At 58.5% G+C, this 14672-nt stretch carries 17 protein-coding genes and 1 pseudogene; 8 read left to right on the forward strand and 10 right to left on the reverse strand.

Annotated elements, in window-relative coordinates:
• The first annotated feature begins 11 nt into the window (after positions 1–11).
• Positions 12–1391, forward strand: a complete 1380-nt coding sequence (locus BJQ17_RS18795) for a sodium:solute symporter (protein WP_003254587.1) — start codon at positions 12–14, stop codon at positions 1389–1391.
• A gap of 127 nt (positions 1392–1518) precedes the next feature.
• Here BJQ17_RS18795 and BJQ17_RS32150 read toward each other — a convergent pair whose 3' ends face one another.
• Positions 1519–1647, reverse strand: coding sequence for a PA1414 family protein (locus BJQ17_RS32150; protein ID WP_009683677.1), 129 nt, complete (start codon positions 1645–1647; stop codon positions 1519–1521).
• A 124-nt stretch (positions 1648–1771) separates the two neighbouring features.
• Complete coding sequence (locus BJQ17_RS18800) at positions 1772–2665, reverse strand: LysR family transcriptional regulator (protein ID WP_003254589.1); 894 nt, start codon at positions 2663–2665, stop codon at positions 1772–1774.
• A 106-nt stretch (positions 2666–2771) separates the two neighbouring features.
• Between BJQ17_RS18800 and BJQ17_RS18805 the strand changes: the two genes are divergently transcribed.
• Positions 2772–3944 (forward strand): MFS transporter, encoded by a 1173-nt coding sequence (locus BJQ17_RS18805; RefSeq protein ID WP_054888696.1) that lies wholly within the window; start codon positions 2772–2774, stop codon positions 3942–3944.
• 52 nt (positions 3945–3996) lie between these two features.
• Here BJQ17_RS18805 and BJQ17_RS18810 read toward each other — a convergent pair whose 3' ends face one another.
• The 4 genes from BJQ17_RS18810 to BJQ17_RS18825 form a co-directional block, all read right to left on the reverse strand.
• Positions 3997–4923: a DMT family transporter gene (locus tag BJQ17_RS18810; RefSeq protein ID WP_070096452.1), complete on the reverse strand. Its 927-nt coding sequence runs from the start codon at positions 4921–4923 to the stop codon at positions 3997–3999.
• Positions 4924–5028: 105 nt separating this feature from the next.
• The gene (locus tag BJQ17_RS18815) at positions 5029–5424 is read right to left on the reverse strand and encodes a hypothetical protein (protein WP_003254595.1); all 396 of its coding nucleotides are present in this window, start codon (positions 5422–5424) and stop codon (positions 5029–5031) included.
• Positions 5425–5500: 76 nt separating this feature from the next.
• Complete coding sequence (locus BJQ17_RS18820) at positions 5501–5755, reverse strand: BrnA antitoxin family protein (protein ID WP_004576871.1); 255 nt, start codon at positions 5753–5755, stop codon at positions 5501–5503.
• Entirely contained in the window at positions 5733–6011 is a 279-nt protein-coding gene (locus tag BJQ17_RS18825) for a BrnT family toxin (protein ID WP_070096453.1), read from the reverse strand. The genes BJQ17_RS18820 and BJQ17_RS18825 overlap by 23 nt, the downstream gene beginning before the upstream one ends.
• A 215-nt stretch (positions 6012–6226) precedes the next feature.
• Between BJQ17_RS18825 and BJQ17_RS18830 the strand changes: the two genes are divergently transcribed.
• Entirely contained in the window at positions 6227–6499 is a 273-nt protein-coding gene (locus tag BJQ17_RS18830; protein WP_003254599.1) for a hypothetical protein, read from the forward strand.
• A 71-nt stretch (positions 6500–6570) separates the two neighbouring features.
• Here the strand turns inward: BJQ17_RS18830 and BJQ17_RS18835 are convergent, their stop codons facing one another.
• The gene (locus tag BJQ17_RS18835; RefSeq protein WP_012051553.1) at positions 6571–7932 is read right to left on the reverse strand and encodes a DEAD/DEAH box helicase; all 1362 of its coding nucleotides are present in this window, start codon (positions 7930–7932) and stop codon (positions 6571–6573) included.
• A gap of 103 nt (positions 7933–8035) precedes the next feature.
• Here BJQ17_RS18835 and BJQ17_RS18840 point away from each other — a divergent pair, with 103 nt between their 5' ends.
• Positions 8036–9337: a mechanosensitive ion channel family protein gene (locus BJQ17_RS18840; protein WP_003254602.1), complete on the forward strand. Its 1302-nt coding sequence runs from the start codon at positions 8036–8038 to the stop codon at positions 9335–9337.
• Between the two features lie 117 nt (positions 9338–9454).
• On the opposite strand, the gene BJQ17_RS32155 is transcribed toward BJQ17_RS18840, so the two are convergent.
• Positions 9455–9661 (reverse strand): hypothetical protein, encoded by a 207-nt coding sequence (locus tag BJQ17_RS32155; protein WP_232732571.1) that lies wholly within the window; start codon positions 9659–9661, stop codon positions 9455–9457.
• A gap of 572 nt (positions 9662–10233) precedes the next feature.
• On the opposite strand from BJQ17_RS32155, the gene BJQ17_RS31250 reads away from it, so the two are divergent.
• The 4 genes and pseudogenes from BJQ17_RS31250 to BJQ17_RS18860 all read left to right on the forward strand — a co-directional run.
• Positions 10234–10419, forward strand: coding sequence for a hypothetical protein (locus BJQ17_RS31250; protein WP_139139796.1), 186 nt, complete (start codon positions 10234–10236; stop codon positions 10417–10419).
• Positions 10420–10542: 123 nt separating this feature from the next.
• A complete protein-coding gene (locus tag BJQ17_RS18850; protein ID WP_003254604.1) occupies positions 10543–11259 on the forward strand; it encodes a DUF6875 domain-containing protein in 717 nt (238 codons plus the stop codon).
• Between the two features lie 2 nt (positions 11260–11261).
• Positions 11262–12587 carry an ABC transporter ATP-binding protein gene (locus tag BJQ17_RS18855; RefSeq protein WP_070096454.1) on the forward strand — a complete coding sequence of 442 codons (1326 nt, stop codon included), beginning with the start codon at positions 11262–11264 and terminating at the stop codon, positions 12585–12587.
• Between the two features lie 83 nt (positions 12588–12670).
• Positions 12671–12871: pseudogene (locus BJQ17_RS18860) on the forward strand (mechanosensitive ion channel family protein); the annotation flags it as partial.
• A 42-nt stretch (positions 12872–12913) separates the two neighbouring features.
• On the opposite strand, the gene BJQ17_RS18865 reads toward BJQ17_RS18860, so the two are convergent.
• Both BJQ17_RS18865 and BJQ17_RS18870 read right to left on the reverse strand, forming a co-directional pair.
• Positions 12914–13789, reverse strand: a complete 876-nt coding sequence (locus BJQ17_RS18865; RefSeq protein WP_003254607.1) for a carboxylate/amino acid/amine transporter — start codon at positions 13787–13789, stop codon at positions 12914–12916.
• Positions 13790–14056: 267 nt separating this feature from the next.
• Positions 14057–14656, reverse strand: coding sequence for an FMN-dependent NADH-azoreductase (locus BJQ17_RS18870; RefSeq protein WP_070096455.1), 600 nt, complete (start codon positions 14654–14656; stop codon positions 14057–14059).
• Between the last annotated feature and the right edge of the window lie 16 nt (positions 14657–14672).

Genomic DNA, 14672 nt, shown 5'->3' on the forward strand with positions numbered 1-14672 from the left:
GGAGACCCCCAATGGCCTTGGACATCATTGTTGTAATGATCTACACCGCCGGCATGCTCGGGCTTGGCTGGTATGGCATGCGCCGCGCGAAAACCCATGAAGACTACCTGGTAGCCGGGCGCAACCTCGGCCCGGTGCTGTACATGGGCACCATGGCCACCACCGTACTCGGTGGCGCTTCCACCGTCGGCACCGTGCGCCTGGGCTACGTCCACGGCATTTCCGGCTTCTGGCTGTGCGCAGCCCTGGGCCTGGGCATCATCGCCATCAACCTGTTCCTCGCCAAACCGCTGCTGCGCCTGCGCATCTTCACCGTGACCCAGGTACTGGAACAGCGCTACAACCCCACCGCACGCCAGGCCAGCGCCGTCATCATGCTGGCTTACGCGCTGATGATCGGGGTCACCTCGACCCTGGCCATGGCCACCGTCCTGCAGGTGCTGCTGGACCTGCCGTTCTGGGCTTCGCTGATGCTCGGCGGCGGCGTGGTAGTGCTGTACTCGACCATCGGCGGCATGTGGTCGCTGACCCTGACCGATATCGTCCAGTTCGTGATCAAGACCGTCGGCCTGATGTTCATCCTGCTGCCAGTGTGCCTGTACAAGGCCGGTGGTTGGGACACCCTGGTGGCCAAACTGCCAGCGGCCAGCTTCCAGCTGACTACCATTGGCTGGGACACCATCATCACTTACTTCCTGATCTACTTCTTCGGCATCCTCATCGGCCAGGACATCTGGCAGCGAGTGTTCACCGCCCGTGACGAAAAGGTCTGTCAGCGAGCCGGCACCACCGCCGGTGTGTATTGCGTGCTGTATGGCCTGGCCTGTGCGGCGATCGGCATGGCTGCGCACGTGCTGATGCCCGACCTGGCCAACCCGAACAACGCCTTTGCCGAGATGATCAAGACCACCCTGCCCGATGGCATTCGTGGCCTGCTGATGGCCGCGGCCCTGGCGGCCATGATGTCCACCGCCAGCGCCGGTCTGCTGGCTGCCTCGACCACCGTGACCGAAGACCTGCTGCCCAAGCTGCGTGGCGGCAAGCAGTCGAGCCTGGGCACCAGCCGCCTGTTCACCCTGCTCACCGGCCTGGTGGTGCTGGGCATCGCGCTGGTGGTGAATGATGTGATCAACGCCCTGACCCTGGCTTATAACCTGCTGGTCGGCGGCATGCTGATCCCGTTGATCGGGGCGATCTTCTGGAAGCGTGCGACCACCGCAGGCGCGATTGCCAGCATGTCGCTGGGCTTTGCCACCGCCCTGCTGTTCATGTTCCTGGACGGGCTGGAGGCCAATACCCCGATCTACTACAGCCTGGCAGTAGGGCTGGTGAGCTTTGTGGGCGTGAGCCTGGTGTCGCGCAAGTCGGTGGCGGCGGTGAAGCTGGCCTGACTGCTGTACCGGCCCTTTCGCTTGTAGCAGCGGGCTTGCCCGCGAAAGGGCCAGTACAGGCATTAGACAATCAGCAGACACAAAAAGGCCGCTGCACCCACTTGGGTGAAGCGGCCTTTGTCGTTAATCAGCGCCGACGCGGTTGACGTTTGCGCTGCTCTTCATCAGTCGGGATCGGCACCGGCTGCAAGGGTGGTGGAATCAGCCCCAAGGCGACGGCCAGGTCGTGGAGCCAGTTTGACAGTGGTTTATTCATAATGCCCCCTTGACGGGTCAGCCTCACGGCAAATCAATCCTGCAATGTTTCATACAGATCATAGCCCTATGTCCTGTATTACGCATGCCTCTGTTCCTACAGATAAGGGCGATTTTGACTCGGATCAAGCCGTGGCGGCGCATTCCGACGACTGGTTAATCGTTTCGCTTTGTTGCAGGTCGATCCATGCCTGCAGATTAGCCCCGCGCATACCCTGGCGCCACATCAGCCAGGTGACCGCCTGATCGAAAGGTGCCTGCAGCGGGTGCACCCTCACCCGATCACGTCCAGGCAGGCTGTCGAGCATCGACTGGGCCATCATCGCCACACCCGCACCCGCGATCACACAGGCCAGCATGCTCTGGTACGACTCGATCTCCATCACCCGCCCCATCGGCGTATGGGCATGGGCATACCAGGCCTCCAGGCGCATGCGGTACGAGCAGCCCTGGCGGAAGGTGAACACCGCCTTGCCCGCCACGTCCTTGGCGGTGAGGACCGCCGGGTGCTCGGGGCTGGTGATCAGTACCAGTTGCTCATCGCACAGCGGCACGCCATCCAGCCCGGCAAGGCTCGGTGGCCCGTCCACAAGAGCAGCATCCAGGGAGTGGTTCAACAGTCCTTCAAGCAACTCGCCGCTGGGTGCTGCACGCACTTGCAGGTTCACCTGTGGGTAAGCCTGGTGATAGCGCGCCAGCAACGCCGGCAAGTGGGTCGCCGCCGTGCTGTACATGGTCCCCAGCACGAAGTCCCCAGCCGGCTGACCGCCACGCACGGCGCCCAGCGCTTCGTCGCGCAAGGCGGACATACGGTTGGCATAGTCCAGCAGCACCTTGCCTGCGGGCGACAGTTGCAGGCGCTGACGTTCGCGCAGGAACAGTTCGACGCCCAGTTGCTCCTCGAGTTGGCGCAGGCGCGTGGAGAGGTTTGATGGCACCCGGTGCAGGCGCTCTGCGGCGCGGGTAACCGAGCCTTCCTCGGCCACGGCCTGAAAGATACGCAGTTGGCTGAATTCCACGGCATTCTCCAAAACAGAACAACTTGATCATCATTATTCAATTTTATTGAAAATAAAAGCACCCTAACCTGCCAGCCATCACTTACATCCGCGCAGGAGACCTGTCATGTCGCCACTCATTCAACTGCTCGCCAGCGCCGTGGCGCTGATGATGGCCATGGGCATCGGTCGTTTCGCCCTCACCCCGCAACTGCCACAACTGATTGCCGAAGGCCAGTTCGACCTGACAGTCGCCGGGCTGGTCGCGGCGGCCAATTACCTGGGCTATTTCGTGGGTGCGGTGGACGCCATGTTCGCCCGCTCGCCAGGCCAGGTACGGCTGCGCCTGCACGGGGGGCTGTGGCTGTGTGTGCTGCTGACCCTGGCCTCCTGGGCTGCCAACGGCTTTTGGGGCCACCTGCTGCTGCGCTTCGGCACAGGCGTAGCCAGCGCCTGGGTGCTGGTGATGATCACCAGCCTCAGCCAGCAAGTAGCCACTGCCCACAACCGCCAGCGCCTGGGAGCGCTGGTTTTCGCCGGACCCGGCCTGGGTATTGCCGTGACCGGGCTACTGGCACTGGCCGCGCATGTGCAGGGGTTGGGCTCGGCTGCACTGTGGCTGATCTATGCCGTGGCTGCCTTGGTGATGCTGCTGGCCGTACGGCCGTGGTTGCCACGGGCACTGCAAGCGGCACCGGCTCGGCCGCCAGTGCGACAAGGCCCGACGCACAGTGTCGGCATTGGCCGCCTGGGGTTGGTGTATGGCTTGTATGGCATGGGCTACATCCTGCCAGCCACCTTTCTGTCACAGATGGCCAATCAGCAGTTTCGCGGGCAGTGGCTGGCTGACCTGTTCTGGCCGGCGTTTGGCCTGGCGGCGGCGCTGGGTGTTTTGCTGGTGAGCGTGCGCCGTGGTGGCCGCACCTCGACCTGGTTGACCACCACCCTGTGGTTGCAAGGGCTGGGTGTGCTGGCCTGTCTGATGGGTGGGGGTATCGGGCTGGTGCTGGGTGTTGCGCTGTGTGGCGGGCCGTTCCTGGCCTGCATGCAACTGGTCATGCAGCGCTCGCGCGAGTTGGCGCCACATGCCACACAGCGCAATGCCGGGCTGCTGACCGCGTGCTTTGCCTTGGGGCAGTTGAGTGGGCCGCTGCTGGCGGCGCTCAGCAGCCATTACAGTGGCGGGCTGCAACCGGCATTGATGCTGGCGGCGGGCGGGTTGGCGGTGGCGGGCGTACTGGTCCAGTTGCCGGGTAACGCACAGCAGGGAAGCGCCTGTCAGGCCAAGGCTGCATCCTGAGTCGATGTAGCCTGTTCCGGCCGCCCGCGAAGGGGCCGGTACAGACTATCCATCACCCTACCAACCGCCGCAATTGTTGTTTCACCCAAGGCTCGGCACTTACCAGGATCACACCCAGCAACACCATCAACGCGCCCACCACGAAATTCGCACTGAGCGGCTCATCCAGCAGCAAAACGCCAAAGGTCACCCCAAACAATGGGGTAATGAAGGAAAACACCGCGAGGTTCGACGCCAGGTATTTGCGCAGCAACCAGAACCAGGTGAGGTAGCTGATGAACGACACCACAATCCCCTGGAACAATACACTGCCCATCGCCAGCGGCGTCAGCGACACCGCGCTGATCTGCCCGCTGAGCAGGGCGATCAGCAGCAGCCCGGCAAAACCGACCGCCAGCTGATAGAACAGGGTCAAGGTCGCCGGCGCCTCCGATAGCCGTGAACAACGCACCACCACCGTGGTCGCGCCCCAGGCCAGCCCGGCGATCACGCCAAAGGCATCTCCCAGCAAGGTGCGGCTGTCCATGTGCTCGAACGAAGTGCCACCGGCAAAGGCCATGGCAATGCCGCCGAAGGCCAGCAGAATGCCCAGCCACTGCAGCAGCCGCAAGCGTTCACTGGGTAGACGAAAATGCAGGCCCAAGGCGGTAAATACCGGCGCGGTATAGAGGAACACCGACATGTGCGCCGCCGAGGTCAGTTTCAGCCCTTCGGCAATGAACAGAAACTCCACCCCGAACAGCCCGCCCGCCACCAACCCTGCGCGCCAGGTGGTGCCGACCTGCTCCCAGCCACCCCGCCAGCACAGCATCAGGCCTACCAGCACAGCGGCAATGCCATTGCGCAGTGCTGCCTGCATCACCGGCGCGATGTCGACGGCGGCGGTCTTGATCAGTACCTGCTGGCAGCCCCAGATCAGGCAAAGGCCCAGCATTACCTGGAAGGCAAAGGCGTCAGGGTTCTTGCGGACCGCGCTCATAAGCGGGCCTCTGGGGTGGTCGTAGGCATGGGCAAGGCTCGGCAGCGTTCAGAAGCTACCGATTATCGGGTTTTGAACGCTGCACTTGCCAGCCTTAAAACGACCTCAAGCAATCTGTGCCTTCGCAGATACCTGTTCGAACGTCGTTTCGTCCAGCGCATCTTCCTGCTCATCCAGCACCTGGCGCGGGTGCTCGAAGCCGGGGATGCTGCTGTCGATCAGGCTCATCAAGCGCGAGCCGCGTTCGGTCAGGACGAAGTTTTCGCCATTGCCGCCGTCCTCTTCAGGCCGGCATTCAATGAATCCGCGCTCAAATAGCAGCTTTTCATACTCGCATGCACGGGTTTTCAGGTGATCCACGTCACCCACCGGCTCACCCTTGGCGGCCAGTGCAGCAGCATGCTGTTCGGCATATGGGCGGGGTGTGAAGCTGTGACCGGCGCCATTCTGCACTTCGTGCAGCAAGCGTTCGATCAGGTCCCAGTCGTAGGCGATGCTCATGGCTACGGGCTCCTGCTGTGGACGAAAGGGGTACACAGGTTGGGACCCGCCAAGGTTGCCAAGCGTTCCGAAGCGCTTAGCGCTGGCGTTGTTGCGCTTGCATGTATTGGCGCAGCAACTGATTGATGCGGGTCTGGTAGCCGCTGCCCTGCTCCTTGAACCAGGCGAGGACATCTGAGTCCAGTCGAATGGTCACCGTCTGCTTGGCGGGAACGCGCAGCTCGGCCTGGCGGAAAAAGTCCTGGTCCAGTTCAGGGATATCTGATGTGTCGATATCCTTGTCGTCCTGTCGGGCCAGGCGGCTCCAGTCAGTTCTCGATGATTTGGTCATAGTACCTGGCCTCCCGTTTGGTGGCTTTTCTTGCAGAAATGATGCGTATCACCTCACCCCGCCTCTCCGTGTACACGACGACACCTATCAGCGCCTTTAGCCATCCTAGGCTGACCCAACGTTCTTCAGAACATTCCACATCCTCATCACGCCGGATCAGCATGGGATGGTTGAACATGTCAGGAACGTCGGCAAAGTCGATGCCGTGCTTGCGGATATTGCTCTGGTTTTTCCCTTCGTCCCATTCAAAGAACATGGGACGACCTGTATTTACAGCTGTACATACAATACCCCCTCTTTTCCTTCGAGACTAGAGCGATGTAGCGTGCTGCTCAACGGCGCTGGAGGGATACGGGAGCGTTTCAGAAACGGACTACCGCCACCAAAGAAATCTTCCATCGGTCGCAAGCCCTGAACTTCCCTGCCCCCACAGCCCTCCACCGGGCATCACCACCGCCGGAGGTTGGAAGGATGAAACCGCTACTGCCCATAGCCTGTGCCGCTGCCCTGCTTTGCGCCCTGCCCGCTTGGGCCTGCACACCTGAAGAAGCAACGCAAAAACGTGAGGAGCTGGCCGGGCTGGTCACTCAGTTGACTGAGCAGAACCCGCAAAAGGCCAAGGAGATCAATGATGAGCTTCAGGGGATGGATCTGGGGACGGCGAGCAAGGACTTGCCCGACAAGTGTCAGCTGATCGACCAGCGGATCAAGGAGTTGAAGCAGGCAGAGAAAAAGGCGGAGTGATCGTTCGTCGCCTGCGCACGCCCTTCGCAGATGCGAACTTGCGTCGCTTCTGCAAAGGGCCTGCGTGAGTCTTATTCAGCAGCAGGCTTGCGCTTCTTCAGTGGCGCCAGGCCATCTGCACTGGCCAGAGGCGCGTTGGCCTTCGGCTTGGCAGTAGGCTTGCGCTTGGCGGCAGCTTTCTTGTCGCCGGTCTTCTTCTCGACCTTTTTCTTCTTGCTGCCGGCCGCCTTGCCCGAGGCCTTGACCTTCTTCGGCCCGTTGTAGGTGCCCTTCACTTCCTTGATGACCCGGCGCTCGAACTGCTGCTTGAGGTAGCGCTCGATGCTCGACATCAGGTTCCAGTCGTTGTGGGTGATCAGCGAGATCGCCAGACCTTCGCCACCGGCACGGCCGGTACGGCCCACACGGTGTACGTACTCGTCACCGCTGCGTGGCATGTCGAAGTTGATCACCAGGTCCAGGCCGTCGATATCCAGGCCACGGGCTGCCACGTCGGTCGCCACCAGCACTTTGGAGCTGCCCTGCTTGAAGCGCTCGATGGCCAGCTTGCGGTCCTTCTGGTCCTTTTCGCCATGCAGCACGAAAGCCTTCACGTCCTTGGCCACCAGGTGACCGTAGATGCGGTCGGCCATGGCGCGGGTGTTGGTGAAGATGATCGCCTTGTCGAAGGTTTCGTTGGCCAGCAACCACTGCGCGATCTGCTCTTTATGCTGGTCGTGGTCGGCGGTGATGATCTGCTGGCGGGTGCCTTCAGCCAGTTGCGAGACACTGTTGAGCATCAGGTGCTCAGGGTCTTTCAGCACCTTGCCGATGATGTCGCGCAGGGCCGCGCCACCGGTGGTAGCCGAGAACAGCAAGGTCTGCTCGCGGTTCTCGCACTCTTTGCACAGGCGCTCCATGTCTTCGGCAAAGCCCATGTCGAGCATGCGGTCGGCTTCGTCCAGGATCAGGACCTGCACGTGGGACAGGTCGAGGTTGCCGGCATTGAGCTGCTCGAGCAGGCGACCCGGGGTGCCGATCAGCACGTCGGGCACCTTGCGCAGCATGGCGGCCTGTTCCTTGAAGTCTTCGCCGCCAGTCACCAGGCCCGACTTGATGTAGGTGAACTGCGAGAACAGCTGCACCTGCTTGAGGGTTTGCTGGGCCAGTTCACGAGTCGGCAGCAGGATCAACGCGCGAATCTCGACACGCGGACCGCTGAGGTCGACCAGACGGTTGAGCAGTGGCAGTACGAAGGCCGCCGTCTTGCCGCTGCCGGTCTGCGCAGTCACACGCAGATCCCGCCCTTGCAGGGCCAGGGGGATGGCCGCGGCCTGCACCGGGGTTGGCTCGACAAATTTAAGCTCGGCCACGGCTTTAAGCAGGCGTTCATGCAGGGCGAATTGGGAGAACACGGAGGTAACCTCAGACAAGTGCGGGAAATTCAGTTGCATAGGGTAACGTTTTCTGCAGCCTTAGCCGAATTTCTTTTGGCAACTTTGTCGCTATCCGCGCTCTAATACGGCTTCGTTTCGCAACAAGACTGTATGCAAGCCCATGGATATCCAACGAATCTGGCGTGACTCCCTCGACCTGTGGGGCACCCTCGACCAACATCCCATGCTGCACGCTGCCATCGGTCTGGCAGTACTGCTGCTCATCTCCCTGGCAGTCGGCCGCCTGGCGCGCTTCCTGATACTGCACGGCGCGCGCCTGCTGGCCCGCCAGCCTGCACTGAAGTGGCTGGACGACCTGCGCCACAACAAGGTGTTCCACCGCCTGGCACAAACGACCCCGTCCCTGGTGCTGCAGTTCGGCCTGAAGCTAGTGCCTGAGCTGTCCGACACCGCTCAGCACTTTCTTGGCAATGTCGCCCTGGCCTTTACCCTGTTGTTCATGACCATGGCGCTGTCATGCCTGCTGGATGCCCTGCTCGACATCTATGCCCGCACCGAACACGCCCGCACCCGCTCGATCAAGGGCTACGTGCAACTGGCCAAGATGATGTTGTGGATCTTCGCCTCGATCATTATCGTCGCCACCCTGATCGACCGCTCGCCGCTGTTGCTGCTGTCCGGCTTGGGTGCGATGTCGGCGGTACTGCTGTTGGTGTACAAGGACACCCTGCTGTCATTCGTCGCCAGCGTGCAACTGACCAGCAACGACATGCTGCATGTCGGGGACTGGATCGAAATGCCGCAGGTAGGCGCCGATGGCGACGTGGTGGACATCACCTTGCACACGGTGAAAGTGCAGAACTTCGACAAGACCCTCGTTTCCATCCCCACCTGGCGCCTGATGAGCGAGTCATTCCGCAATTACCGCGGCATGCAGCAGTCCGGTGGCCGGCGCATCAAGCGCAGCCTGTTCATCGACGCCGCCGGCGTGCGCTTCCTCACCCGCGAAGAAGAACATCGCCTGAGCCAGGTGCAGCTACTGAGTGACTACCTGGCGGGCAAGCGCCAGGAACTGCAAAACTGGAACGAGGCGCTGGGGCCGGTGGCGGACCTGTCGGCCAACCGCCGCAAGCTGACCAACATCGGCACCTTCCGCGCGTTTGCCCTGGCCTATCTGAAGAACCATCCCAACGTGCACCCGAACATGACCTGCATGGTGCGGCAGATGCAGACCACCGCCGAAGGCGTGCCGCTGGAGATCTACTGCTTCACCACCACCACGGTGTGGGCGGATTACGAGCGCATCCAGGGGGATATCTTCGACTACCTGCTGGCGGTGTTGCCGGAGTTCGGCTTGAGCCTGTATCAGCAGCCGAGTGGCAATGATATGCGCGTGGGTTTGGCGGGGCGTTCAGCCCAAGAGCCATTGCCTCGTCGCCTGGAAGAAATGAGCGAGGCTTGAGATTGCCGGGGCTGCCCTGCAGCCCGTTCGCGGGTCAACCCGCTCCTACAGGGACCTTACAGCACCAGCCGTGCTGCCATCCTGTGGGAGCGGGTTGACCCGCGAATGGGCCGGCAGCTACTCCGCATAACCCAGCAGGTACAACAACCCCGTCAAGGTCACCAGCGAGGCCATGGGGGACAACAGAATCATCCGCGAAATCAACCCCGCCTCAAGGTTGGAATTCTCCGCCAGCATGAACGGCCCGGTGCCGGTCGGCAGGCTGAATACCTTGTATGCCAGCACCCAGGTCAGCGCCGGCTGCCCCACCAGCTTCAAGCCCACCAGTGGTCACGAGCTGGCTTGCGCACCCGCACGCTTTCTGCCAGGAATGCACCCTGCAATACCAAGGCCGCACGGCGTGGTGGCAAGCACCAGCATGTCAAGAAAATGCAGCACCGGCTCGGCCAGCCCCAGCCCGCTCACAGCTCAGCCAGCCCCCGCCAGCACCGAAATGGCCAGCGGGTTCATGAGGAATGTCAGGGCTGGGCCGGTGTGTTCGCGGGCTCGGCTGCTCCCACAAAATCCAGGAATAAAAAAGTTCCTCCCGCGCAGCCATTCTCAGCAAGCGCTTGCCCCGAAATTGAGTGCCGTGAATCGAACGTGACGTCATTGGCGTATTCGTCTTGATTGCAACCCATGTTGATGCTCATCCATCTGCATTCTTACAACTATTCCTAACGTGCTTGCTTCAAGAAAATACCTCTCACCCCACTATATATCGATTTTTCTGATGCTTTAAATGTTTAATATTAAAAATATATCGAAATTTAAGATCCAAAAACCGGATTGAACACCTATATGCTGAATGCGCATCATTACGTAATGCACTCAGTTATCATTCACATGGAGTGTTTATGAAAATCGACTATTCAAATCCCTTGTCTAAAGCTTTTACAACGGAGCACAAGGGGATGACGCTTGCCGACGCAAGCCCAAAGACCCTACTCAAGAAACTCAAATCTGCTCTTTTTAACCTTGCTAATCCGCCATGCTCCCCAGGTTGGGCTCATATCTGCGGTAGTGGTGGCTGGAATTGGTAAACAAGCTCTAAGCAGTTAGATTACCTGTAACTCAAATTCACTGAATTTGAGTCAGGATACTGATCGGCTACAGTAGACCCCTTTCCAAGTTGAAAGGGGTTTCATTGCTTCAAGGAAGAAGATATGACATTTTTATGGACGATCCAGCAGCCACCTCCCGCTGAGGCACCCGAATTCGTAATTGAAGCCTATAACAATATCAAGCCTTATTTAGAAACCTTTCTACCTGGGCGCCATCCTTATAGAAAGGGGGTAATGTGCCCGTTCATGCCAAAGGCTTTACTGTCAAATGAGATTTATTTTTCTTGCATTGAAAAGCGCCGATCAGATCAAGAAATTATCTCACTGATTGAGAACTGCATCACATTCTATAAGGCGCGAGCAAGAAAAACCCCGGGCGCCATTATAATTCTCTTTGAGCCAGATCTAGATATTAGCCGCCTTCTTCGCATACACATCGAGGCGAAGCCGATTTGTATAAAAAGCGAGTTAATGATAGGCGCACTATACAAAGACAGCCCAGCTCCAAGCTTGCATTCCAATAGCTATTTCCCCCTTAGAACTACCACCCCCACGTTGGTGCTTAGAGATCTCACGTCCCAGGATTTATTATTTCTCAATCCTGATCACTATAACATCAAACAAAAGATAGGGTTTTTGGACTCGTTCATAAATAAATTCAGCCCCCATGATGGCAAGGGCTTCACAGGCAAGCAGCTCGCTCAAGCAAAAGCTTTGAGGAACGCTTACGCAAAAACCAGAATGAAAAATACTGTAGCCTTAGTCATGTTGAGCGCCTCGGTTGCTTTATGTGCCTTGCTCGCATTAGGAATTAATTGAGCATGAAAGATAGAAGCTTTGTTCTTGCTATTTTTTTTGCTGTTGCACAGCAAACCTTACTTGCGTTTTCCACGTACTTCATTGCCAAGGCCGGGGCTACGCTAGCCGATGGTAATTTAACGCTGATTTTACGCTACATTTCTCTTTTTTTTGGATTTGCGCTTGCTGCGTATATTGTGAGCTCCATGTCTTCAATCTATGTTACTAAAGCGGCAAACGCCACATGGCTTAAATACACGAAGTCTGTGCTACGTGAAGCCTCTAGTGACATGCGATACGCATCAGATAAAAACAAAAAAAGTCTAGCGCAGTGGATCAGCGGGGAGGCGTCTTCTACTATTACACATGCTTGTGGTTTTTACGTTGGGTTAATATCGACATGCCTGAATGTGATCATGACGCTAGCTGTGTTTTATTTCACGACCGGCCTAGAGATTACGATAGCCATTTCGATCTCACTTTTAATATCTGCCGCATTAGTGAGCATCTTAAAAAACAGAATCAAGCATACTGCCGGAAACATGCAGCGAAAGCGACTTGATGCGCTATTGTCCATTGAACTCACTTGGGACTCAGCGACCTTAGGCAGCCGAAAAATGAAAGCAGATAGCTTTGAGTCTTTAGAAAAAAAAGCGCGCTCGTATTTTGGCGAAGTAAATAGATACGTTTTACTAGAACAGTTCATTGCATGTTTGCCTATTGCTCTTGCAACCATTATTATAGCCGCGACCATTCAGACTCCAAACATCATTACTGCTGCAAACGTAGGCGCTTTGGTGGCAATGCTACCAAGAAGCCTGCAGGTATTCGGGAACATTCACTCCTTGAGTATTTATTTTAGTCAACTCCTCTTGATTCGCACTAAAATGAGAAATCTTTACCGTTTCGTTTCCGAACTTGAAAAGCATGAAAAACTTTCCTCCATGAACTTGAGCAACATCAAGATTGAAGAATGCATCTCCTCTCAGAGCATTACGCCTTCCGAACTGTTAGACCAACTAAAAAACGGTTCAACAACAGTGGGTCGTTATCTACTTAGCGGAAATAATGGATCAGGAAAATCCTCCTACCTTAAACGAATTAAAGCTGCTGTGCATGACGCTCTCCTGATGACGCCCGAGGCGCAATTTATTAAGCTGGAAAACAACCTCTCCACGGGTGAGCGAAGGCTGTTACAAATTGAGAAAGTTTTGTCCGCACCACCGCCAATCGTAATGTTAGACGAATGGGATGCCAACTTAGATTTAGATAACATTAGCCGCTTCAATGCTATTCTAGATTCGGCGGCAAAAAACATTGTGGTTATTGAGGCCAGGCATAGACGCTAAACTTCAGCTCCCATGGAGATTGCATTCAAAAACAAATGTGTAAAGCCAGCGCGCTTTTTTCAGCGTGTTCACAGCAATGTTTCTACTGCTTCACTACCACGACGGTATGGGCGGATTACGAACGGATCCAGGGGGATATCTTCGACTACCTGCTGGCGGTGTTGCCGGAGTTCGGCTTGAGCCTGTATCAGCAGCCGAGTGGCAATGACATGCGCGTGGGGTTGGCCGGGCGCACGGCGGCAGAGCCGATGCCGCGTCGCATTGAAGATATGAGCGAGGCTTGAGATTGCCGGGGCTGCCTTGCAGCCCCCGGATCAAAGGGCGAGTCAGGCCTTGCCGGCCAGCGGCGCCTGTGCGCGCCCACCCAGGCGGCTCAGCCACACCGACGCCAGGATGATCCCCCCGCCGATGAACAGCCGCCCCAGCGGCTCGTGCTGGTTCCAGATCAACAGGTTCAGCAGCAGCCCCACCGGCACATGCAGGTTGTTCATCACCGCCAGCGTACCGCCAGAAACCAGGCATGCACCTTTGTTCCACCAGTACAGCCCCAGCGCCGTCGGACACAGCCCCAGGAACAACAGCACCAGCCATTGCACGTCAGTGCTCGGCAAGTGCTGGGTATTGCCGAACAGCAGGAAGGCCGGCAGCACCACCAGCAAGGCACCGAGGTAGAAGTAACCGAAGCGGGCGTAGTGTGGCAGGTCGCTGGGGTGGCGAGCGACCAGGTGACGGTACAGCACCTGGCCGGCAGCGTAGGTGAAGTTGGCCAGTTGCAGCAGCAGGAAGCCGATGAAAAACTCGCCGCTGATGCTGTCGAAGCGGATCACGGCAGCACCGGCCACGGCGACCAGCGCGGCCACTAGCGCCCAAGCGTTGAAGCGCCGGTTCAGGGCATCTTCGATCAAGGTCACGTGTAGCGGCGTGAGGATCGTGAACAGCAGCACCTCCGGTACGGTAAGCACGCGGAAGCTCAGGTACAGGCAGACATAGGTGATGCCGTACTGCAGCGCGCCAATCAGCAGCATGGAACGCATGAAGCGTGGCTCGACCTGGCGCCAGCGGGTCAGCGGCAGGAACACCAGGCCGGCCAGCAGCACCCTGGCGAGCACTGCGAAATAGCTGTCGACGTGCCCGGCCAGGTACTCGCCGATCAAGCTGAAGGAAAACGCCTGGATCAGCGCGACGATTATCAGGTAGCCCATGGTTGCCTCTCGTGAATCAAGGCCGCGACCTTAGCGGGTTGCAGCGAATGAGTTCAACCATGAGGAATGTAGGGGCTGTACCGGCCTCTTCGCGGCTCGCCTGCGCGCAGTTATCTGCAATGGCCTTTGTAGGAGCGGGTTTACCCGCGAAAAGGCCGGCACTGGCGACCTAAAAACCCCAGGCATAAAAAAAGCCCGGCCATACAAGCCGGGCAGGTACACCCAAAGGAGCAAAAACAGGTGTCAGGTTTGGGAATTCGTGAACCCTCAGGCCACCGCCGCCAGCTTGGCCTTGGCCTGGTTGACGCCCTTCTCGTGGAACTCGCCGCTCATGTTCAGGCCTTCGGCATGGATGAAGTCGACATCGTGGATGCCGATGAAAGCCATGACCTGGCGCAAGTACGGTTCCTGATGGTCACTGCTGGCACCCGCATGGATGCCGCCGCGGGCAGTCAGGACGATGGCGCGCTTGCCGGTCAGCAGGCCTTGCGGGCCGGTCGGGGTGTATTTGAAGGTGATGCCGGCACGCAGCACATGGTCCAGCCAGGCTTTCAGGGTGCTGGGGATGGTGAAGTTGTACATGGGCGCAGCCATCACCAGTACGTCGGCAGCCAACAACTCATCCGTCAGTTCGTTGGAACGGGCCAGGGCCTCCAGTTCGGCGGCGCTGCGCTGTTCTTCGGGCTTCATCCAGCCGCCCAGCAGGTTCGTGTCCAGGTGGGGTACCGGGCTTACTGCCAGGTCGCGCACAGTGATCTGATCGGCCGGGTGGGCAGCCTGCCATTGCTGGATGAAGTCCTTGGTCAGCTGACGGGAAACGGAATCCTGCTGGCGGGCGCTGCTTTCGATGATCAGTACGCGGGACATGGGGTGCCTCCATCGG

Origin of the sequence: Pseudomonas sp. NBRC 111139 (assembly GCF_001753955.1) — a bacterium.
Classification (GTDB): Bacteria; Pseudomonadota; Gammaproteobacteria; order Pseudomonadales; family Pseudomonadaceae; genus Aquipseudomonas; species Aquipseudomonas alloputida.